Here is a 16,857-nt window from a genome sequence, read left to right as displayed (position 1 = left end):
TCGCAACGGGCCGGGATGGCAATTGTCAGTGAAAGTGCGGGTGGGTCAGAAAATGCGAGTCGTAGCCGCACGGATTCCTTGGTATTTCCATGCAGGTCGATCGTCGTGAATCGAGTCTTCGGTCAAGGCGAATTCTGCCCGCGTGCTGTTCCTGGCGGCGGTCGCAGAGGCGTCAGCTTGAAACGCCCTGAAGCGAGCCTGCGCGATCGCCGAAAGGATGAGCAGGTCTTTGGCGCTGCGGCTTTCCCCGCGTCGGGCCCGCAACCGTGCACGGGCGCTCCGAAATTCCGGTCTTCGCCTGAACCTCGCCCCAGTCGGCTCGGCTCGGCGCAACGGCCCAGTTCGTCCTGCCTGGACGGGCAGATTGTCCGAGGTCGGCGAGGGCCTGGCGGCGGGCACAGGTACAGGGCACCCGCCGCCAGGGTCTGAGGGAACTCGCGTCCGGCCGGGAACTCGCCGCAGCACGGCGCGGTTGGAAGTCGCCGGGCAGGGACGTGGGCTCCGGTCTCCATCTCGGGCGCGGCAAGCGCGCGACAGGGCGGTGGCCGCCGAAGTTGCGAGCGACGAGGCCAGGCCTGCGAAGGCTGTTGGCATCCGGTCCACCTCCTGGACGGGGCTGCGCGCATCACCGGCCGCAGTCTCGGTACAGTGTTAGTACCGACTTTTAGTACTAACTCTTAGTCCTGAAAGCTAGTACTAGAAGTCGGCTCTAGCAAGAGGCAGATCGGGATGACTCCGGCAGGGTGAATCGTTTGCTACGTTCTGAAGTCGGCGGCCGTGGTATCGCTGATGGCCCCGATGGGGTTCGAAGACCGAGGAGACCTGCGCGGGATGTCTGAGACAACGCCCACTGTCAACAAGCTGCAGCTGGCGAAGCTGGCCAAGCTTGTCAGGGCGAAGGCCGGCTTGACACAGGCCCAGCTTGGAGCCATCGCGTTGCCGCACCTCACGGCCAAGCAGGCGTTGAACAAGATCGGATTCCTGGAGAACGGCCAGGGCGGCGTGGATGAGGATGAGCTGAAAGCCATCCTGGATGCGTGCGAGGTCGAGGAGGATCTGAGAGTTCCCATGCTCCGCGCTCGCGCGGCCACGAGTCAGCGAGGCAGGTGGTCGGGTTTCCGTGCGGTCTACAGCGAGGCGTTCCGCAAGCATGTGGACCTGGAGGAGGATGCGTCGTCAATCCAGGTCGTCTGGGTCGAAGGAATCCCCGACCTTCTGAACGACGAACCGTACGCGCGTGCCATGTTCGCCCCGTACTACCCCGGCAGCCGTCAGGCCGACGAACTCGACGCCGCGGTCGCCGCGCGGCTCGCACGCGCCCGCGCGCTTCAGCAGGACCGACCTGACGGGAAAAAGCCGGTCAAGTACCACGCCGTGCTGTCCGAGTCGTGCGTCCGACGGGTCGTAGGAGACTCTGCCGTCATGCGCGGCACAATCGGCCACATGCTCCAGCTGTCCGAGCAGCCCAACGTCACGATCCAGATCGTGAGGAACAACGCCGAGTTCAAGGGCGACGACGGGGCGCTGACTCGATTCTTGATCTTCAAAGTGCCGGTCGCCGGAATCGAGAGCGATCTGCAGTTCGTCTACACCAACGTGGCCAACGAACCGCGATACATGGACGACAAGGTTGCCCTCGACGCCTTCGAGGACATGTGGACGACCGTCCTCGGAGCGGCGGCCAATCCGCAAGAGTCCCGCAGGTTCTTGACCGAGGTATACAGGGCCCTCGGATAAGTCAGGAATCTGGGATTGAAAGAGGGAAATCCATGGCAATGCGACACAGAAGCCGACTCCCGCCCGCGGAATTCGTTAAGTCCTCGTTCAGCGGCACAAACCCGGAGCAGTGCGTCGGCGTCGCGTACCGCGATCGGCGCTACTTGGTCCGGAACACTGCGGGCCCGGATGATGCCGAAGCTGTGGAATTCACCATCGGCGAGTGGTTGGCATTTCTGGCGGATGTCGAAAAGGGTGTGAGCCGCCGCTTGGGCGACGGATACATTATTGCCAATTCGCCGCCAGGCGGCCGGCTCGTTGTGGAGCGATTCACCGAGTCTGAGTGGAGCGCGTTCGTGAAAGGCGTCCTCAACGGCGAGTTTAGGCTCCATGGACACGCTGTTGGACCCTTGCCGGTATCGGCATAAGGCGTTGGGTGCTCCAGGCTTTTGAGGCCTGGAGCACCCAACGGCCTGGCTTGACGGGAACTTCTCGGCTGGATGTACGGCGTTCATGAGCCGTGGCGATTTTCAAAGAGGGGTTGCTTAACCTCTGGGAATTTAGGCCAAGGCCTACCTGCAGCCCCCCAGGGAAGTCTTTCACGAATCTTCTCAGCCGCAGGGGCGTTGACTGGCTAAGCATCCTTCATAGGGGTAAAGTGTTCGTTGCCAATCACTGCCTGTGCCAGAATTAAGAATGGCTGTTGATCTTTGGGGATCTGGTCTTTAAGGCTGCTCCAATAAACCAACCGCCAGCCGAGCGCGCTGGCCTCGCTGTTGAGCCAAACGTACGCAGTGTCGAGTGCCAGATCTGGGAAATTGTCGTCCTTCGTAAGGTCGTCGCTCTTGTGGTCCCAGCTTGTCATGATCGACCCTCGCGAGTTGTCGGCGGGGCGTTCGTCGGCAGGAAACAGGTTAATATTCCAGTTTCCGCCGTATCGATTACCGTGAACCATTAACGCGAAAAGCCCGTCTTTGTTGAACTCTGACAAGGAAACTCGAAGTGAGCTTTTCCTGTCGAATGGCAATGGCATGCGGGCCTCCTGAATATGCGGGATGTTCCTTCGTTCGCCTGGCAAGACGAAGCTAGCAGGCATCTCCGGCCAGTTTTCTATCGATCGACGAGTGACGGTCCGCGGTGAGATGAGCGGAAGGAAGCGGATTTATATGGAGCAGTCGGAGCCGGTTGGCACGGAAGGACCCGTGAGCTATCGCTTCATCGCCAGCCGATGGCTCAAAGACATCGCGCACATGTGGGCCTTCGCCAGCCTGACGAAATCCCAGGTGAGCGCAGGGTTCCAGGCGAGTCGAGAACGTCGACCCCGGCACCGGCTATGAATCGTCGGAGACAGGATCCCGGATGAACACGGCAGGATGCCCCCAGGATCGGTAGCCCACGATGTAGCCCTTTGGGGCGTCGAGCCTGGCGAGAAGGCTCAATATCGACTCGTGCTTCATCGACTCGTGCATCGAGTCGAGGCGATCCGCTGTTCGGTGCTTCCGCAGTTCATACTTCGCCTGGCCATGATCCGTCCGCGGTTCCGCGTGCACGGCCGATGACCACAGCGGCCCGTACGGCGACTGATCTGAGGGTGCCTGCTCTGCGCTGAGCCACGCGCGAGTGCCCCGAACGAGCAGTGCTTTCAGCTCGTCGGAGAGGGAAAGATGCCTGGTCATGACAAGCTAGCTCCAATCAGGTCGTGGCCGACGTGCTGCTTCCGTTCTACAGCAACCGGCATTGGTAAATCGGCAATTGTGCTGGTCAGACAGTCCACGGAGGTGACGGGACGCATCCGGCCGGCTGTTCGCCGGATGCGAGGCGAAGACCGGACGCGTCCCGTCGGTTCCTGCTCAGTCCCCTGACGTCGTCGACGGTTTCGGTGTTTTGAAACGGCGGTAGACCATCGCCGGGGCGTCGATCACGGTCTTGCCGTCCCAGGGCGACACGGTCTGCATGGTCAACAGCGCGCCTATCGCGCGCTCAGCGGCAATTGCCTCAAGCAGATCATCCGTCGCCGATTCGGATCGACCCGCGCCGCACGCCCGTGCGGCGCGGGCTAGCCGTCTGCGGCCCCACCGGGTCAGCGTTGGTTTGGAGGCGAGACGAGCTGCCCGGCCGAGAGCGCGTCCTCTCCGGATCACGATCCAGGTCTGGGTGCCGGCACCCGCACCGACGTACGACAACAGGTGCTCGCCGACTGACCGCAGGACCTGGCGCGCCCGCGATAGCCGCTCGCGTGCGTTCTCGTCCCGTAGTTCGAGCCCGAGCGCGAGATGAAGGGCCAGCACGGACGCCACCGGTCCGCCCAAGGCCCGCCACAGGCTGCCCGGCCATTCCGAAGCCAGCAGCGCTGCCACCACCCCGAAGCCAGAAAGCAGCCAGACGATCCGCCGATATACGCCCGGACGACTGCCGCAGATCAACCGCACGCGCATAGCGAGCCCGGAGCCGAGCAATAACACCTCGACCACGCTGAAGAACGCGATCGCCTCCCACCAGTGCACTTTGAGCACGTCATGCCACACACGGAATGACGCATCGGCCGAGGCGGCAAGCGCGCCAGCGAAACCGAGATAGAAGACGCGGGCCTCCATTGACAGCGGCCGCAACGTCACGTTCCTTCGCGGAGCCGTCCGCCACACGCGGATTGCCAAAGCGACTGACAGCGCTCCCGATGCTGCAACCGCTCCCGCGACCCGCCAGTCAGCCAGCGGAAAGAGGGGCCTTCCCGCAACGCGGTCAGCAACTAGTCCGGCTATACCAGCTGAGAGCAGTGCGAACCCGATGACGTTAAAGAGCGGGCCTGCCCAAGCTTGCCAACCGAACCGGACCCAACGAGTCAACTCATCCGTTCTGTCGAGGCCCGGAGAGCCATCGTCCGGTGCTTGGAGTGCGCGTTCCGCCAGGCGTGTTGACCGCGTGGCGTCCGGTGCCGTTGGTCGGAAAAGTAGAGGCATCTGCCAACGTCAGCGCAGGAGAGGGCGCATCCGGTTGCGGTGAACCTTCGCTGCCCCGTTCGGTGGAGCGGTCTGGCGGTTCGGCGGCCTTGGCTGGAGAACTGGTGACCTCTGCTGGCGAACTGGCGATCGCTGGTGAACAGCCGCTGGCGGGCCGCTTGGTCTTTTGGAGCGTACTCGTATCCGTTAGGCCTAGTCCGAGATCTGGGTCGTTGCCAGGCTGCGGGTCTCCAGCACCACCAAGATGGTGTGCCGTGCGGCGGGGTGCTCCACCAGCTACGGACCGGGGGGAATGGCCAGCGGGTTGGCGAACTGGTGACTCTCCAGCCTGCGGATTGGTGGCGTAGTTGAAGCCCTTCAGCTCACCTTCGTCGGCACAAGCTTCTGGTGGACGATTGAAGCCTCCGCCTTGCCAGTCACTGCCGACCGTGCCGAACTCCAGCGGTTCCGCTGGTGAGATGTGACTCCTTTGCTTGCTTGCCTTGTTGATCTCCTTTAAGGCCATTCTGATCTGGTGCTCAGTCGCTCCGGTCAATGCCTGCAACGCGGGGCGACCGGGACGCCGCTTCCCGTTAGCCTGAGCGTCGTCGAACGCAGAGAGGATCTTGGTGGCCAGTGCGGCCTTGGCAGAAGCGCTGATGGACGCGTTCACCGGTCACCGGCCAGGAAGTCGGTCGTTGGCTTCTCTCCGGCGAATGCTGTCGGGCGACTGTCTGGGCAACTTTGGACAGGTCCACCCTTGGTCGCTGAGGTGGTGAGGTTGCTGACCCGAAGGCTGGCTCGACGGGCATCGTGAGGGCTGCGAAATCCTGGAACTTCCGCAGCAGTATCCCGAGGGGCCGGGCGGACACGAGCGCGCTTGCGGCCGGGACAGCTCTTGACCTCCTCGAGAACAGTTCGGATGCGAGTGCCGAGCCTTGTGCCGTCGTTGCTCTTGCTTCGTGTCTGCGCCGATCGCGCCTTGCAGCAGCGGGCAAGAGGCCTGCCGGCTAGATCGCTGGCGGGCGCGGCTCCGAAGCTCTCCACAGCTTCGCCTGGGTTGTCTACGGATGTCGGCGGAGGCGTCATCCCTGGGCGGTGACCGTTCGAACGGCGATCAAGACATCCCCGGACGGCGGCAGTCGGAGCGTTCCTGCGGAGCAACCCGAGCCCCCACGAACGCGCAATGTTCGAACTTTTGGCTGGGAGTGTCGGGTCGGATGGCTTTGGACCAGGCGCAACCCGTCGCCGGTGCTGAGCGGCGATTCTGCGCGGCACCTGACCAGTTCAGGGTCGAGGTCCACCGGATTCTGGATGGCGATAGGCGGCCTGCTAACGAGGTTCAATTCGTCTGCGTAGGCAGCCGCGGACCGCTGATTTCGAAGGTCTTGCGCTGGCTGAGCGTGGCCGGCAGGAAGGGAGGCCGGGCGTGTCGCGAGGCTCGCGCAGGCGATTGGCCGCTGATGGCTGGTGTGCCTTCGCCTGTGATCTTTGTCGATATCAAAGGGGGCTGTTTGGCTGTCTCGGTTGGTGTTCATGGCACTCCGGTCAGTGGCACCGTCGCACACACGTCTCACGAACGTCTCACGAACGAGGTGGACGGGCCTGGATGGGAGGCCTTGACCTGGACTAGTGCTGGACGCTGACCTGCGAAAACGTCTGGCTTGGACCGGGAAGGACGTCGGGCGTCTGTCTTGTAAACAGAAGGTCAGGGGTTCGAACCCCCTTGCCGGCTCCGTAAATCAGGCTTGGGAACCGCCGCTCCGATGGTGAACGGCGGTCGGTCGCTGGGTCCAGCGCGTGCGGTGCCGGAATGGTTCTTCTCAGCAGTAATCCGAAACGTGTGTCATGCCCGCCGTGGAAACGAGGGCAGGCAGTACGGGCGTTGATCGACAATCCTCTGATCGGCGAGACCCGCCTGCTGCTGAGCCAGGCCGGGTACTACCTATAGCTGGTCATGCGGGTAGTACCCGGAGTAGTATCGAGGGTGTGAAGGTGAGTGTGAGTCTTCCCGAGGAAGATGTGCGGTTCCTCGATGACTACGCCAAGGAGCAGGGCATCGAATCGCGGTCCGCGGCGCTGCACCAGGCGGTGTCGTCGTTGCGCGCTAGTCGGCTCAGGGATGCCTACGAGGATGCGTGGGCGGACTGGGGCGAGACGGGAGAGGCCGAGGTTTGGGACGCGGTGGTCGGCGACGGACTGGAGTCCTGAGTCGTGCGGCGGGGGGAGATTCGGTTCGTTGCCCTCGATCCGGTGCGGGGTGCGGAGGCGAAAAAGACCCGGCCCGCGGTCATCGTCAGCAATGACATGGCGAATATGACGACCGAGCGCCTCGGTCGTGGCGTGGTGACAGTGGTGCCGGTGACCTCGAATGTGGAGCGGGTGTATCCGTTCCAGGTGCTGTTGCCGGCTAAGGAGACCGGGCTGTCGAGGGATTCCAAGGCGCAGGCCGAGCAGGTTCGCTCGGTCGCAGTGGAGCGGGTCGGCCGCAAGTGCGGCAGTCTCACCGACGAACAGATTCGGGCTTTGGATCAGGCATTGCGCCTGCATCTTGGTCTTTGAGGGGGTTAGGCGGCGGACTGCGGCAAGTCCGTGGCTGGCAGATCGATCGCGGCTCGACCGGCGTCGGTGAGGAGTGCGGGGACGCGCTCGCCGCGTCGGCCGGTGCGTAGCGGGATCACCAAGGCGAGCCGGGCGAGGCGGTGGGCGGTGAACTGGTCGCAGCACGCGACGCCGTCGATGTAGAGGTCGGGTTCGCAGCTGCAGGTCATCTCGGCGCGGCCGAGGCCGACGGCGGTGAGGGTGGCTCGCTCGCGGTGGTTCAGCGGGAGGATCTGGGCCGTCATGACTGCCTCGCTGGTGGGGATCGCTCAGTGCTTGCTTCTCACTGTCCGAGATCCATCTGGTGCCAGCCAGATCCAGTTTCGACCCTATTTTTCGGTACCAGTTGACGGGTCAGGCGCGGCGGCGAGGGTCCAGTTGCTCGGCGTTGCGGGTGGCGAAGGCGGCCAGTGCCGCGGCTCGGTCGTTGAGGCGGACCTCGCGGGACCACATCATCAGCACGTGTGCGGGCGGGATCGCGGGGGTGATCTCGCACAGCGCGAGCGGCAGGTCCTCGTAGGACCGGTTCACCGCGGGACGCTGGATCAGCACCGAATAGCCGAAGCCGCGGGCGACGAGTGAGCGGGTCAGTTCGAAATCGGTGGTCCGCTGTTCCACGCGGGGCTCGGTGCCGGCGCGCTCGAACAGCATCCGGGTGTGCTGGGCGGCGGGTGGGAGGTCCAGCATGATCAGGGGCTCGTCCGCTAGTTCGGTGACAGACACCGTCTCGCGGTGTGCCAGCCGGTGTCCGGCGGGCAGCAGTGCGTACGGCGGTGCGCTGTACAGCAGCACGGACTCCAGGCCCTCGGGCAGCGCGATGTCGTAGCCGATCGCTAGGTCGAGTTCGCCGGAGAGCAGGCGCTGTGGCAGTTCGGCCTGATTGCCGGTGACGACGGACAGGTCCATGCGCGGATGGTGCTCGCGGACCCACTTCATGAGGATCGGGACGATCGTCGGCGCGACGGTCGAGTAGCAGCCCAGCACCAGCGGGCCGGCGAGTTCGCCAGCGGCCGCGCGTTCGAGTTCGTCGGCCTCGCGCAGGAGAGCGGCGATCCGCGCGCGCAGGTACTGACCGGTCGGGGTGAGCGTAATGCCGTGTGCCTTGCGGCGGACCACGAGCTGGCTGCCCAGGATGCGTTCCAGCTCGGTGAGGGCTGAGGCTACGGCGGTCGGCGTGACGTGCAGGTTGGTCGCTGCCGACGAGATCGATCTCGCCTCCGCGACGGCGGCGAAATACTCGAGCTGACGCAGGGTGTAGCGCGGCATAACCAACCTCTGGTGTGGTTATTGGCAGGTTATTTGGACTTTACCTGTGGTAGCGCGCCGCACCAGGCTGGTTGTCGAGGAGGTCGACGATGACAACCGAAATCCCGACTGCGGAGTGGGTGGAAATTCCGGCCCTGTACGCCGATCCGTACCCGATCTACCGGCGGTTGCGGGAGAGCGCGCCAATCCACTGGGTTCCCGCGGTCGACCGTTGCCTGGTCGTGGGTTACGAAGCTAGCCATGAGATCGAGCTGGACCAAGACCGTTTCTCGGCCGACGAAGAGCAGTCGCTGATGAAGCGCGCGATGGGGCACAGCATGCTGCGCAAGGACGACCCCGAACACGACGTGGAGCGAAAGGCTTACGGCGGCGTGCTGCGGCCGAAAGCGATCAAGCAGCAGTGGGAAGCGGTCTTCGAGCGCAACTACCGGACCTACGCCGAACGGTTGCGTGGTGCCGGGCCGGGCGCGGATCTGGTTGCCGAATTCGCCGCGCCGTACGCGGCGGAAAACCTTCGTACCGTTCTCGGCTTCGCCAATGCGTCCCCGGAGGATTTGCAGCGCTGGTCCCAAACCCTCATCGACGGTACCGGAAACTACGCCGATGATCCGCGGGTGTGGGCTGCCGCGGAGCGCTCGTCGCGCGAGGTCGACGCGGCCATGGACGAAATGCTGCCGGTGTTGTGCGACAAGCCGGACGGCAGCCTGCTGTCGGTGCTCGGGGCTTCCGGGATGCCGCTGGAAGCGTTGCGGGCCAACATGAAAATGACCATCGGCGGCGGGCTCAACGAACCGCGGGACGCAGTCGCGACCACGGTGTGGGCGCTGCTCACGCACCCCGGCCAACTGGAGACTGTGCTGGCGCAGTCGCGATGGCAGGACGCGTTCGAGGAGTGCCTTCGCTGGACCGCGCCGATCGGCATGTATCCGCGGCAGGCGACGCGGGACACCGAAGTGGCGGGCATGGCGATCCCGCGCGGCACCCGGCTCGGCATCGTGATCGGTGCGGCGAATCGTGATCCGGAGGTATTCGACGATCCGGAGTCCTACGACATCGACCGGCCGCGCAAACCGCATCTCGCGTTCGGCGGTGGCAACCATTTCTGTGCCGGAGCCTGGGTCGCCAGGACGTCGGTGGTCCGGGTCGCGCTGCCGCGGCTGTTCGCCGATTTCCCGGGGCTGCGGCTGGATCCGGCTCGCCCCGCGACGATCGGCGGCTGGGTTTTCCGCGGCGTGCTGACCCTGCCCGTGCACTGGGACTGACCCCGAGGAGATTCGCATGCCCAAGGTCACTTTTCACCACGACGGCGGAGCCAGCACCGTCGACGTGCCCACTGGCACCAACGTGATGCGCGCGGCCGTCGAGAACGGCGTTGACGGAATCGTCGGCGAATGCGGTGGACAAGCCATGTGCGCGACCTGCCACGTGTATGTCCGCGAGCACTGCCTGTCCGCCTTGCCGCCGAGGTCGGAGGACGAGGAGGAAATGCTGGAGTGCACTGCTGCGCCGAGGGATGAGCGACGCAGCCGGCTGGGCTGTCAGCTCAAGCTCGGCGGGGCGCTCGAAGAGATCGAGGTAGATCTGCCCGAGACGCAGCTCTGAGTCGGCTGCCCGGCTCCGGAGAAGTTTCCGGAGCCGGGCAGGAGGTCAGAAGCCGTTGCAGGAGGCGGTCGCGAAGTTGCCCGACGCCTTGGCGGTCTTGGTTTCCTTGCCGTCCACGACGACCTTGCAGGTCACGTCCCCGCCTTCAGCACCGGTGGTGACGCTCAGGGTGCCGCCCTTGATCAGGCCCTTCGTGGAGATGTCTTTCGACCACGGCAGGGATTTCGGCTGCTCCTGGTTGGTGGACGCGCCGCCGTCGCCGATCGTGGTGTAGCTGATCGAGGCGTCCTTCGCGGTGCCGGTGACCTCGTAGTGCACCGTGACGGAGCGGTTCGCCTCGTCGTTGATCTCGTTGACGGCCTTGGTGACCGTCGCGGCCCACACGATGCACAGCACCAGGCCGATCACCGAAAGCACGAGCCCGGCGATCGAGAGGCCCTTGTTCGTGGCCTTTCCGGACCGCGTCCGGGCGAAGCCGAGCGCGGAGAAGATGATCCCGAGGATCACCAGCGGCCACGCGATGATCCCGATGATCGGGATGAACGAGAAAATCAGGCCGACCAGCCCGAGCACGAACCCGGCGGTGCCGAGGCCGTTTTTCGGCGGGACCGGGTAGGCAGGCGGAGCTGCCTGGGGCGCGGGCGGCGGAGGATAGTCAGGGGCGGACATGTGAGCCTTTCGTGATCGTTTGACCACAACCAGGTCGCGCGAATCGCCCCGAGTGTTACGTCGTGCCCGATATCAATTCGGGCGCGGCTCCACGTGCACGCGTTCGCCCTGCAGTCCGAAGAGGATCAGCAGCTCCACCGCGCCGCCGTCGGCCGAGCCGAGCCAGTGCGGTTCCGTCGTGTCGAACTCGGCGGCCTCGCCGGGCGGGACGGTCAGGTCCTTCGCGCCCACGATCAGGCGGAGGTGGCCATTGAGGACATACAGCCATTCGTAACCGCTGTGCGTCTTCAGCGCGGGTTCGGCGGAGCGGCCGGGGATCAGCATTTTGTACGCGTGCACCCCGCCCGGACGCCGGGTGAGCGGCACGTAGGTCATCCCGTGCTGGTGAATCGGGCGCAGGTGGACGCGCGGGTCGCCGGCGCGGGGAGCGCCCACCAGGTCGTCGATCGGTACGTCGTAGGCGCGCGACAGCGGGAGGAGAAGTTCCAGATTCGCCCGGCGCTGGCCGTTTTCCAGCCGCGACAGGGTGCTTTCCGAGATGCCGGTCTCCACGGACAGATCGGCCAGGGTGATGCCGCGCCGGTTGCGCAGGGCCCGCAGCCTCGGGCCGACCGCGTCCAGGACTTCGTCGATCTCACGCATGACCCCAGTCTCGCGGAAGTCGCGAGACTGGGGTGCGTGCAGGTCAGCCGACCAGTTCGGGTTCCGGCTTCGCGGCGCGTCGCGCGGGGGCGGTTTCCGGGAGGATCAGCAGGCAGACCAGGCTCAGCACGAGCAGTGCGGCCAGGTAGTAGCCGACCGCGAGGGCGTCGCCGGTCGCGGCGACGATGCGGTTGGCGATCATCGGGGACAGGCCGCCGCCGAGTACCGCGCCGACGTGGTAGCCCACGCCGAGGCCGGACTGGCGCTGTTCTCGCGGGAACAGCTCGGCGAACCAGGTGTACATCGGTCCAAAGAGGATTCCGGTGGCGGTGAAACCGAGTAGCAGCGCGAAGAACACCGAACTGACGGTGCCGGCGGACGCGATCGGGAACATCACGAGCGCGGCACCGATCGAGAGGACCGAGCCGGTCAGCATCACCGGTTTGCGGCCGATCCGGTCGGACAGCCAGGCAGATCCGACGTTCGCGGCGGCGTGGCAGAGCAGGGTGATCGTCGAGATGGTGACGATCGGGGCGCGTGGGAGGCCGAGGCCTTCCGGTGCCGCCGCGGTCGCGTAGGACAGCATGAACGTGACCAGTGCGAAAGTGCAGGCGGTGAGGCCGAGGTTCGCACCGGCGATCAGCAGCAGCCGTCGCCAATTCGAGCGGAGGACGTCGGCGAGCGGCTTTTTCGCGCGCGTTTCGGCGGCGGCCATTTTCTCGAATTCCGGGCTTTCCGAAACGCCGCGGCGCACCCAGATTCCGATGGCCAGCACGACCCCGCCGGCGAGGAACGGGAGCCGCCAGCCCCAGCTCATGACCTCCTCATTGGGCAGCAGGAGGACCAGCGCGAAAGCCAGGTTCGCCAGTACGACGCCGATCGGCGAGCCGAGTGCGACGAAGGAACCGTAAAGGCCACGCCGTTTTTCCGGCGCGTGTTCGACGGCGAAGACGGCGGCACCGGCGCTTTCCCCGCCGCGAGCGGCACCGTGCAGCAGGCGCAGCCCGACCAACAGCAGTGGTGCGGCAATGCCGATCACCGCGTACGGCGGGAGAACGCCCATGCCCAGCGTCGCGAAACCCATCAGCAGAAACGCGGCGTACAGTGCGGTACGGCGGCCGCGACGGTCGCCGAGCCAGCCGAAGAGGGCCGCGCCGAGCGGGGCCATCACGAAACCGATGGCGAACGTCGCGAGGCTCATGAAGGTGCCGAACCAGGCATTGCCGGTTTTGAAAAAGACCGACCCGAACACGAGCGCCGCCGCGGTGCCGTAGATCGAGAAATCGTACATTTCCAGGGAAGTGCCGACGCCGGCGGCGAATCCGAGCCGCAGCACGCCGGGAGAGTGCGCTTCGTCGCGCTTGGCCATAGCCGGCCTTTCGTCGTCTCACGCGGAATGCGCGAGGTGTCCGGTGGTGGGGAAACGGTGGACACAGCTTAGGTAGCACGTGACGAAGGAGGCAAAGTCCGATTTCCGGCGGATTGATAAATAAAATCTATCAATTAATAGACGCGAGGGCCGGAATCATCAGATCCCGGCCCTCGCGGTCAGTACAGCTCGATCACCAGTTTTTCGGTGCGGGCCCGCGACACGCAGAGCGCCATCTGGTCGCCGGAAGCCTTGTCGCTGGCCGAAAGGCACTGGTCCCGGTGCTCCGGAGTGCCCTCAAGCACCCCGGAAACGCACGAGCCGCAGATGCCTTCCTCGCACGATTTGAACACCTCGATCCCGTTGTCGGTCAGCACCGACAGGATCGACCGGTCGGCCGGGATCTCGAACACCTCGCCGGTGTCGAGTTCGACGGTGAACGCCTGGTCGCCGCTCGTGTCGACCTCGGCCGCGGTGAAATGCTCGACGTGCACCTGCGCTTCGCCGACCACCGGCGCGAACACGCTGGTGACCTGCTCCATGAAGCCTTCCGGACCGCAGGTGTACACGTGCCCGGCGGAACTGAGCCCGCTCGCCACTTCCGCCAGCACCGCGGGCTGTTCGCCGCGCGGAACGCCGAAGTAGAGCAGTACTTTATCCCGGAATTCGGCCTTTTCTTCCAGCAGGGAAACGAAAGCCGCCGACTCCCGGCTGCTCGCGAAGTAGTGCAGTTCGAATTCCGCACCGTCCGCGTGCAGCTGATAAGCCAGGCTCAGCAACGGAGTCACGCCGATGCCGCCCGCGATCAGCACGTGCCGGTCGGCGTCCGGAGCGAGCGAAAGCAGGTTCCGGGACTCGCCGATCTCCAGCTTGTCGTTCTCCGCGACGGTGTGCAGCGCCTCGGAACCACCCCGCGAATCCGGCTCCCGCTTCACCGCGATCAGCAGCGACGACGTGTCGTCCGGCCGTCCGCACAGCGAATACTGCCGCAGGATCCCGGTCGGGCCGGTGACGTCGACGTGCGCACCGGCGGGGTGCGGGTCGAACGGCAGGCCGTCGGCGCGCACGAGGCGAAGCGCCCGGATCCCGGGCGCTTCCTCGATGACCTCGGCCACGCGGACCACGGTGTTCGGCATCGGCTCTCCGTTTCAGGACAAGCGGTTCAGCGCAGGTAAAGGCCGCCGTTGGCGTCCCAGCACGCCCCGGTGACCGAGGCCGCGCCGGGCGAGGCGAGCAGCGACACCATCCGCGCGATGAACGCCGGGTCGCCGAGCCTGCCGACGGGGATGTTCTTCGTGAAGGATTCGAGGTTGTCCTCGCCGACGATCGAATGCACCATCGGGCTGTCCAGCGGCCCGGGCGACACGGAGTTCACGGTGACGCCGCTCGGCGCGAGTTCGCGGGCGAACACCTTCGTCGCGGACATGATCGCGCCCTTGGACGACGCGTAGTGCCCGCCGGTCGCCGTGCCGCCGTTCTGGCCGGCCAGCGACGCCATGTTCACGATCCGCCCGTAACCCTGCTCGGCGAAGTATGCGCCGAAGATCTGGCAGGCGGTGAACGTGCCGGTGAAGTTGACGGCGAGGACCGCGTCGAGGTCTTCCGGCGTGATCTCCATCAGCGGTGCCGCCTGGGTGCGGGCCGCGTTGTTGACCAGCACCTGGATGCTGTCGAAGTCGCGGATGACGTCGTCCTTCAGCTGCGCGAGCGCCGCACGGTCACGCACGTCGACCAGGTAGCCGCGGCAGTTGCCGAGTTCCTCGGCGAGTTTCTCGGCCGCTTCGCCGTTGACGTCCGCGATCGCGACGCGGTAGCCCTCGGCGTGCAGCTGCCGGACGATCGCTTCCCCGAGCCCGCTCGCGCCGCCGGTGACTACGGCAACGTGCGCGCTCACAGCAGGAATCCCGCGGCAGGCACGGCGTCATCGCTGTTGACCAGCCGGATGACCTTCAACGCGATCCGGTCGCCTTCGGGACCGTCCGGCGACAACTGGATGCGGTGCACCAGATCCGCCGCCCACAGGTCGTGGTTGCCCCGTTTGTAAGCGACCAGGATCTGCGCCGACCGGAGCACAACTTCGTTGTCCGAAACGGATTCCGGCACGAATCGCGACACCGTGCGCACCGTGCGCGCGGAATCGACAGCGGCGAGCGCGTAACCCTCGGTCATCCGTGCGACGCGCATCTGCCGCATCCGCGCGTCGTCGTAGACCATGTTCAGCGAGCCGGCGAAATCGTCGGTTTCCCGGTCGATCGGGATGACGTAAATGCCGTCCTCGGTAAACAGCTTTTCCCACACGTGGTATTCCGTGCGGTCGAGCAGTTCCGCCTCGCGGTTGACGAGGTCGACGGCGCGCGCGACCCGGGTGTCAGTGGTGGGGATGGCTTCAGTCATCGCCCATCATCTCCTTCCACTGGGCGTACGCGGCGCGCATGCCGGTTTCGTCGGTGACGTGCGAGGTCGGCCAGCCTTCGGGGCTCGCCTTTTCCCGCGCGAGCCCGCGGTTGACCAGGATCGGCAGGTCCGGGCCGCCGTGCGCGCCGCGCTGCACGCGGTCCCAGCCCTCGGCGTCGTCGGGTGTGCCGAAGCCGAACGGGCCCTGGAAGTGCTCGTGGATGCGCATCCGTTCGCGGTTCACGATGTCCAGCTCCGGCGGGCCGTCGGGACCGATCGCGACGTGCTCGATCAGGGTCTCGTTGACTGAAATCGGCCGCAGCACGCGGAAAAACGCCGCGGACATCGAGACGTTCGGGAACAGGTTGAGGTTGAACCCGGTGCCGTGCATGGCCCGGACGACCTTGCGCACCTGCGCCTCGTCCAGCGTCTTCGACAGTTCGGCCACGACGTGGTCGAACCGGGCCTGCAGCGGTTCGGAGCCGTCGTCGACGTCGAGGTCGGAGTGCTCCGGCACCATCTGCATGACGCTGTGGCCGTTGCCGAGCGAATGCGTGATCGCCGACGGATCGGTCATGAACGACATCATGTCGGCCGTTTCCGCGTCCACCGAAGCCATCCACGACCGGTGCACGATCGGGAAGTGATAGCCGTCGGTGGTGTTCTCCAGCTGGATCTTCCAGTTTCCGCGGAACTTGAACTGGTGCTTGCCCAGTACCTTGATCGGGTAGCCGCCGCCCTGCTTCATGAACCGGTCGATCCACAGTTTGGCGTCGCCGAGGAAGTCCTCAAGGGATTCGATGTCTTCGGCGAAGGTCGCGAAAATCATGCCGCCGTACGACTCGGTGCGCAGCTTCTTCAGCGACAGCTCGCCCTTTTCCAAAACGCCTTCGTAGCCGTCCGGATAAGGGATACCGCGCAGCTTGCCGTCGAGGCCGTAGCTCCAGGCGTGGTACGGACAGGTGAAGCCGTTGGCCTTGCCGCTCGGCTTCTCGCACAGGCTCGCGCCGCGGTGCCGGCAGCGGTTGAGCATCGTGTGCAGCGCGCCCTTGCGGTCGCGGGTCACGATCACCGGCTGACGGCCGACGTAGGTGGATTTGAAGTTCCCCGGCTGCGCCAATTCGCTTTCGTGCGCGACCCACACCCACGAACGCTCGAAGATCTGCGTCATCTCGCGTTCGAAGATTTCCGGATCGGTGTACAGCCGCGCGGCGACGCGGTCGCTTTCGGCGAAATCGGCGGGAACGCTCGCGTTCTCAGTCATGAGGTCTCCGATTTCAGTTGGGCAGTTCGACGTCTTCGCGGACGGTCAGCGGACGGCCGATCCGGGCTTCGATCTTGGCGAAGCGCCACAACTTGACGCCGTTGCTGCCGACCTCGACGGTGCGCAGCAGGTTGCACCCGGCCTTGACGGTTTCCTGGCTGTCGGCGTCGGCGAGGATGTAGCAGGTCCACGGCCAGCCGTCGGACGGGCCGACCATGTGCGAGTCGTCGTCGATGTCACCGATGAAAGTGATGCCGGGCAACGCTTTCAGCTGGTCCATCATGGACACGAACGCCTGCCAGACGTCGCCGATGGTGATGCCGTCGGCGGGCAGGTCGAAGAAGTTCTGGTTGATGCCGATGCAGAAAAGCACCCGCAGGGGCTGCGTGCTCACAGTC

18 protein-coding genes are annotated in these 16,857 nt (G+C 65.3%); 6 read left to right on the top strand and 12 right to left on the bottom strand.

The window, feature by feature from the left end; translation table 11 throughout:
* Nucleotides 1-831 precede the first annotated feature (831 nt).
* Both RPX00_RS09325 and RPX00_RS09320 read left to right on the top strand, forming a co-directional pair.
* Complete coding sequence (locus RPX00_RS09325; RefSeq protein ID WP_406639071.1) at nucleotides 832-1,737, top strand: helix-turn-helix domain-containing protein; 906 nt, start codon at nucleotides 832-834, stop codon at nucleotides 1,735-1,737.
* Between the two features lie 32 nt (nucleotides 1,738-1,769).
* A complete protein-coding gene (locus RPX00_RS09320; protein WP_406639070.1) occupies nucleotides 1,770-2,144 on the top strand; it encodes a DUF397 domain-containing protein in 375 nt (124 codons plus the stop codon).
* 206 nt (nucleotides 2,145-2,350) lie between these two features.
* Here the strand turns inward: RPX00_RS09320 and RPX00_RS09315 are convergent, their stop codons facing one another.
* Together RPX00_RS09315 and RPX00_RS09310 are read right to left on the bottom strand one after the other, a co-directional pair.
* Nucleotides 2,351-2,749, bottom strand: coding sequence for a hypothetical protein (locus RPX00_RS09315; protein WP_406639069.1), 399 nt, complete (start codon nucleotides 2,747-2,749; stop codon nucleotides 2,351-2,353).
* An 817-nt stretch (nucleotides 2,750-3,566) separates the two neighbouring features.
* Nucleotides 3,567-4,331, bottom strand: coding sequence for a hypothetical protein (locus tag RPX00_RS09310; protein ID WP_406639068.1), 765 nt, complete (start codon nucleotides 4,329-4,331; stop codon nucleotides 3,567-3,569).
* A 2,310-nt stretch (nucleotides 4,332-6,641) separates the two neighbouring features.
* On the opposite strand from RPX00_RS09310, the gene RPX00_RS09305 reads away from it, so the two are divergent.
* Together RPX00_RS09305 and RPX00_RS09300 are read left to right on the top strand one after the other, a co-directional pair.
* The gene (locus tag RPX00_RS09305; protein WP_406639067.1) at nucleotides 6,642-6,863 is read left to right on the top strand and encodes a ribbon-helix-helix domain-containing protein; all 222 of its coding nucleotides are present in this window, start codon (nucleotides 6,642-6,644) and stop codon (nucleotides 6,861-6,863) included.
* 3 nt (nucleotides 6,864-6,866) lie between these two features.
* Nucleotides 6,867-7,214, top strand: coding sequence for a type II toxin-antitoxin system PemK/MazF family toxin (locus RPX00_RS09300; RefSeq protein ID WP_406639066.1), 348 nt, complete (start codon nucleotides 6,867-6,869; stop codon nucleotides 7,212-7,214).
* Nucleotides 7,215-7,219: 5 nt separating this feature from the next.
* On the opposite strand, the gene RPX00_RS09295 is transcribed toward RPX00_RS09300, so the two are convergent.
* Both RPX00_RS09295 and RPX00_RS09290 read right to left on the bottom strand, forming a co-directional pair.
* Entirely contained in the window at nucleotides 7,220-7,498 is a 279-nt protein-coding gene (locus tag RPX00_RS09295) for a hypothetical protein (RefSeq protein ID WP_406639065.1), read from the bottom strand.
* Nucleotides 7,499-7,607: 109 nt separating this feature from the next.
* Nucleotides 7,608-8,519, bottom strand: coding sequence for a LysR family transcriptional regulator (locus tag RPX00_RS09290; RefSeq protein WP_406639064.1), 912 nt, complete (start codon nucleotides 8,517-8,519; stop codon nucleotides 7,608-7,610).
* Between the two features lie 89 nt (nucleotides 8,520-8,608).
* On the opposite strand from RPX00_RS09290, the gene RPX00_RS09285 reads away from it, so the two are divergent.
* Both RPX00_RS09285 and RPX00_RS09280 read left to right on the top strand, forming a co-directional pair.
* Nucleotides 8,609-9,781, top strand: coding sequence for a cytochrome P450 (locus tag RPX00_RS09285; protein ID WP_406639063.1), 1,173 nt, complete (start codon nucleotides 8,609-8,611; stop codon nucleotides 9,779-9,781).
* 16 nt (nucleotides 9,782-9,797) lie between these two features.
* Complete coding sequence (locus RPX00_RS09280) at nucleotides 9,798-10,121, top strand: 2Fe-2S iron-sulfur cluster-binding protein (protein WP_406639062.1); 324 nt, start codon at nucleotides 9,798-9,800, stop codon at nucleotides 10,119-10,121.
* A gap of 45 nt (nucleotides 10,122-10,166) precedes the next feature.
* Here the strand turns inward: RPX00_RS09280 and RPX00_RS09275 are convergent, their stop codons facing one another.
* The 8 genes from RPX00_RS09275 to RPX00_RS09240 form a co-directional block, all read right to left on the bottom strand.
* Nucleotides 10,167-10,790 (bottom strand): DUF4190 domain-containing protein, encoded by a 624-nt coding sequence (locus RPX00_RS09275; RefSeq protein WP_406639061.1) that lies wholly within the window; start codon nucleotides 10,788-10,790, stop codon nucleotides 10,167-10,169.
* Nucleotides 10,791-10,862: 72 nt separating this feature from the next.
* Nucleotides 10,863-11,432 carry a helix-turn-helix domain-containing protein gene (locus tag RPX00_RS09270; protein WP_406639060.1) on the bottom strand — a complete coding sequence of 190 codons (570 nt, stop codon included), beginning with the start codon at nucleotides 11,430-11,432 and terminating at the stop codon, nucleotides 10,863-10,865.
* Nucleotides 11,433-11,475: 43 nt separating this feature from the next.
* Complete coding sequence (locus tag RPX00_RS09265) at nucleotides 11,476-12,801, bottom strand: MFS transporter (RefSeq protein ID WP_406639059.1); 1,326 nt, start codon at nucleotides 12,799-12,801, stop codon at nucleotides 11,476-11,478.
* A gap of 179 nt (nucleotides 12,802-12,980) precedes the next feature.
* Entirely contained in the window at nucleotides 12,981-13,937 is a 957-nt protein-coding gene (locus RPX00_RS09260; RefSeq protein ID WP_406639058.1) for a PDR/VanB family oxidoreductase, read from the bottom strand.
* Nucleotides 13,938-13,963: 26 nt separating this feature from the next.
* Nucleotides 13,964-14,695: an SDR family NAD(P)-dependent oxidoreductase gene (locus tag RPX00_RS09255; RefSeq protein WP_406639057.1), complete on the bottom strand. Its 732-nt coding sequence runs from the start codon at nucleotides 14,693-14,695 to the stop codon at nucleotides 13,964-13,966.
* The gene (locus tag RPX00_RS09250; RefSeq protein ID WP_406639055.1) at nucleotides 14,692-15,195 is read right to left on the bottom strand and encodes an aromatic-ring-hydroxylating dioxygenase subunit beta; all 504 of its coding nucleotides are present in this window, start codon (nucleotides 15,193-15,195) and stop codon (nucleotides 14,692-14,694) included. The genes RPX00_RS09255 and RPX00_RS09250 overlap by 4 nt, the downstream gene beginning before the upstream one ends.
* On the bottom strand, nucleotides 15,188-16,459 hold the full coding sequence (locus tag RPX00_RS09245) for a Rieske 2Fe-2S domain-containing protein (protein ID WP_406639054.1): 1,272 nt from the start codon (nucleotides 16,457-16,459) through the stop codon (nucleotides 15,188-15,190). The genes RPX00_RS09250 and RPX00_RS09245 overlap by 8 nt, the downstream gene beginning before the upstream one ends.
* Nucleotides 16,460-16,472: 13 nt before the next feature.
* Complete coding sequence (locus RPX00_RS09240) at nucleotides 16,473-16,853, bottom strand: hypothetical protein (RefSeq protein ID WP_406639052.1); 381 nt, start codon at nucleotides 16,851-16,853, stop codon at nucleotides 16,473-16,475.
* Between the last annotated feature and the right edge of the window lie 4 nt (nucleotides 16,854-16,857).

It is taken from the genome of Amycolatopsis sp. WGS_07 (assembly GCF_045278895.1).
GTDB lineage: Bacteria > Actinomycetota > Actinomycetes > Mycobacteriales > Pseudonocardiaceae > Amycolatopsis.
The sequence above is the reverse complement of the archived record's forward strand: the minus strand, read 5'-3'. Positions and strand labels throughout refer to the sequence as shown.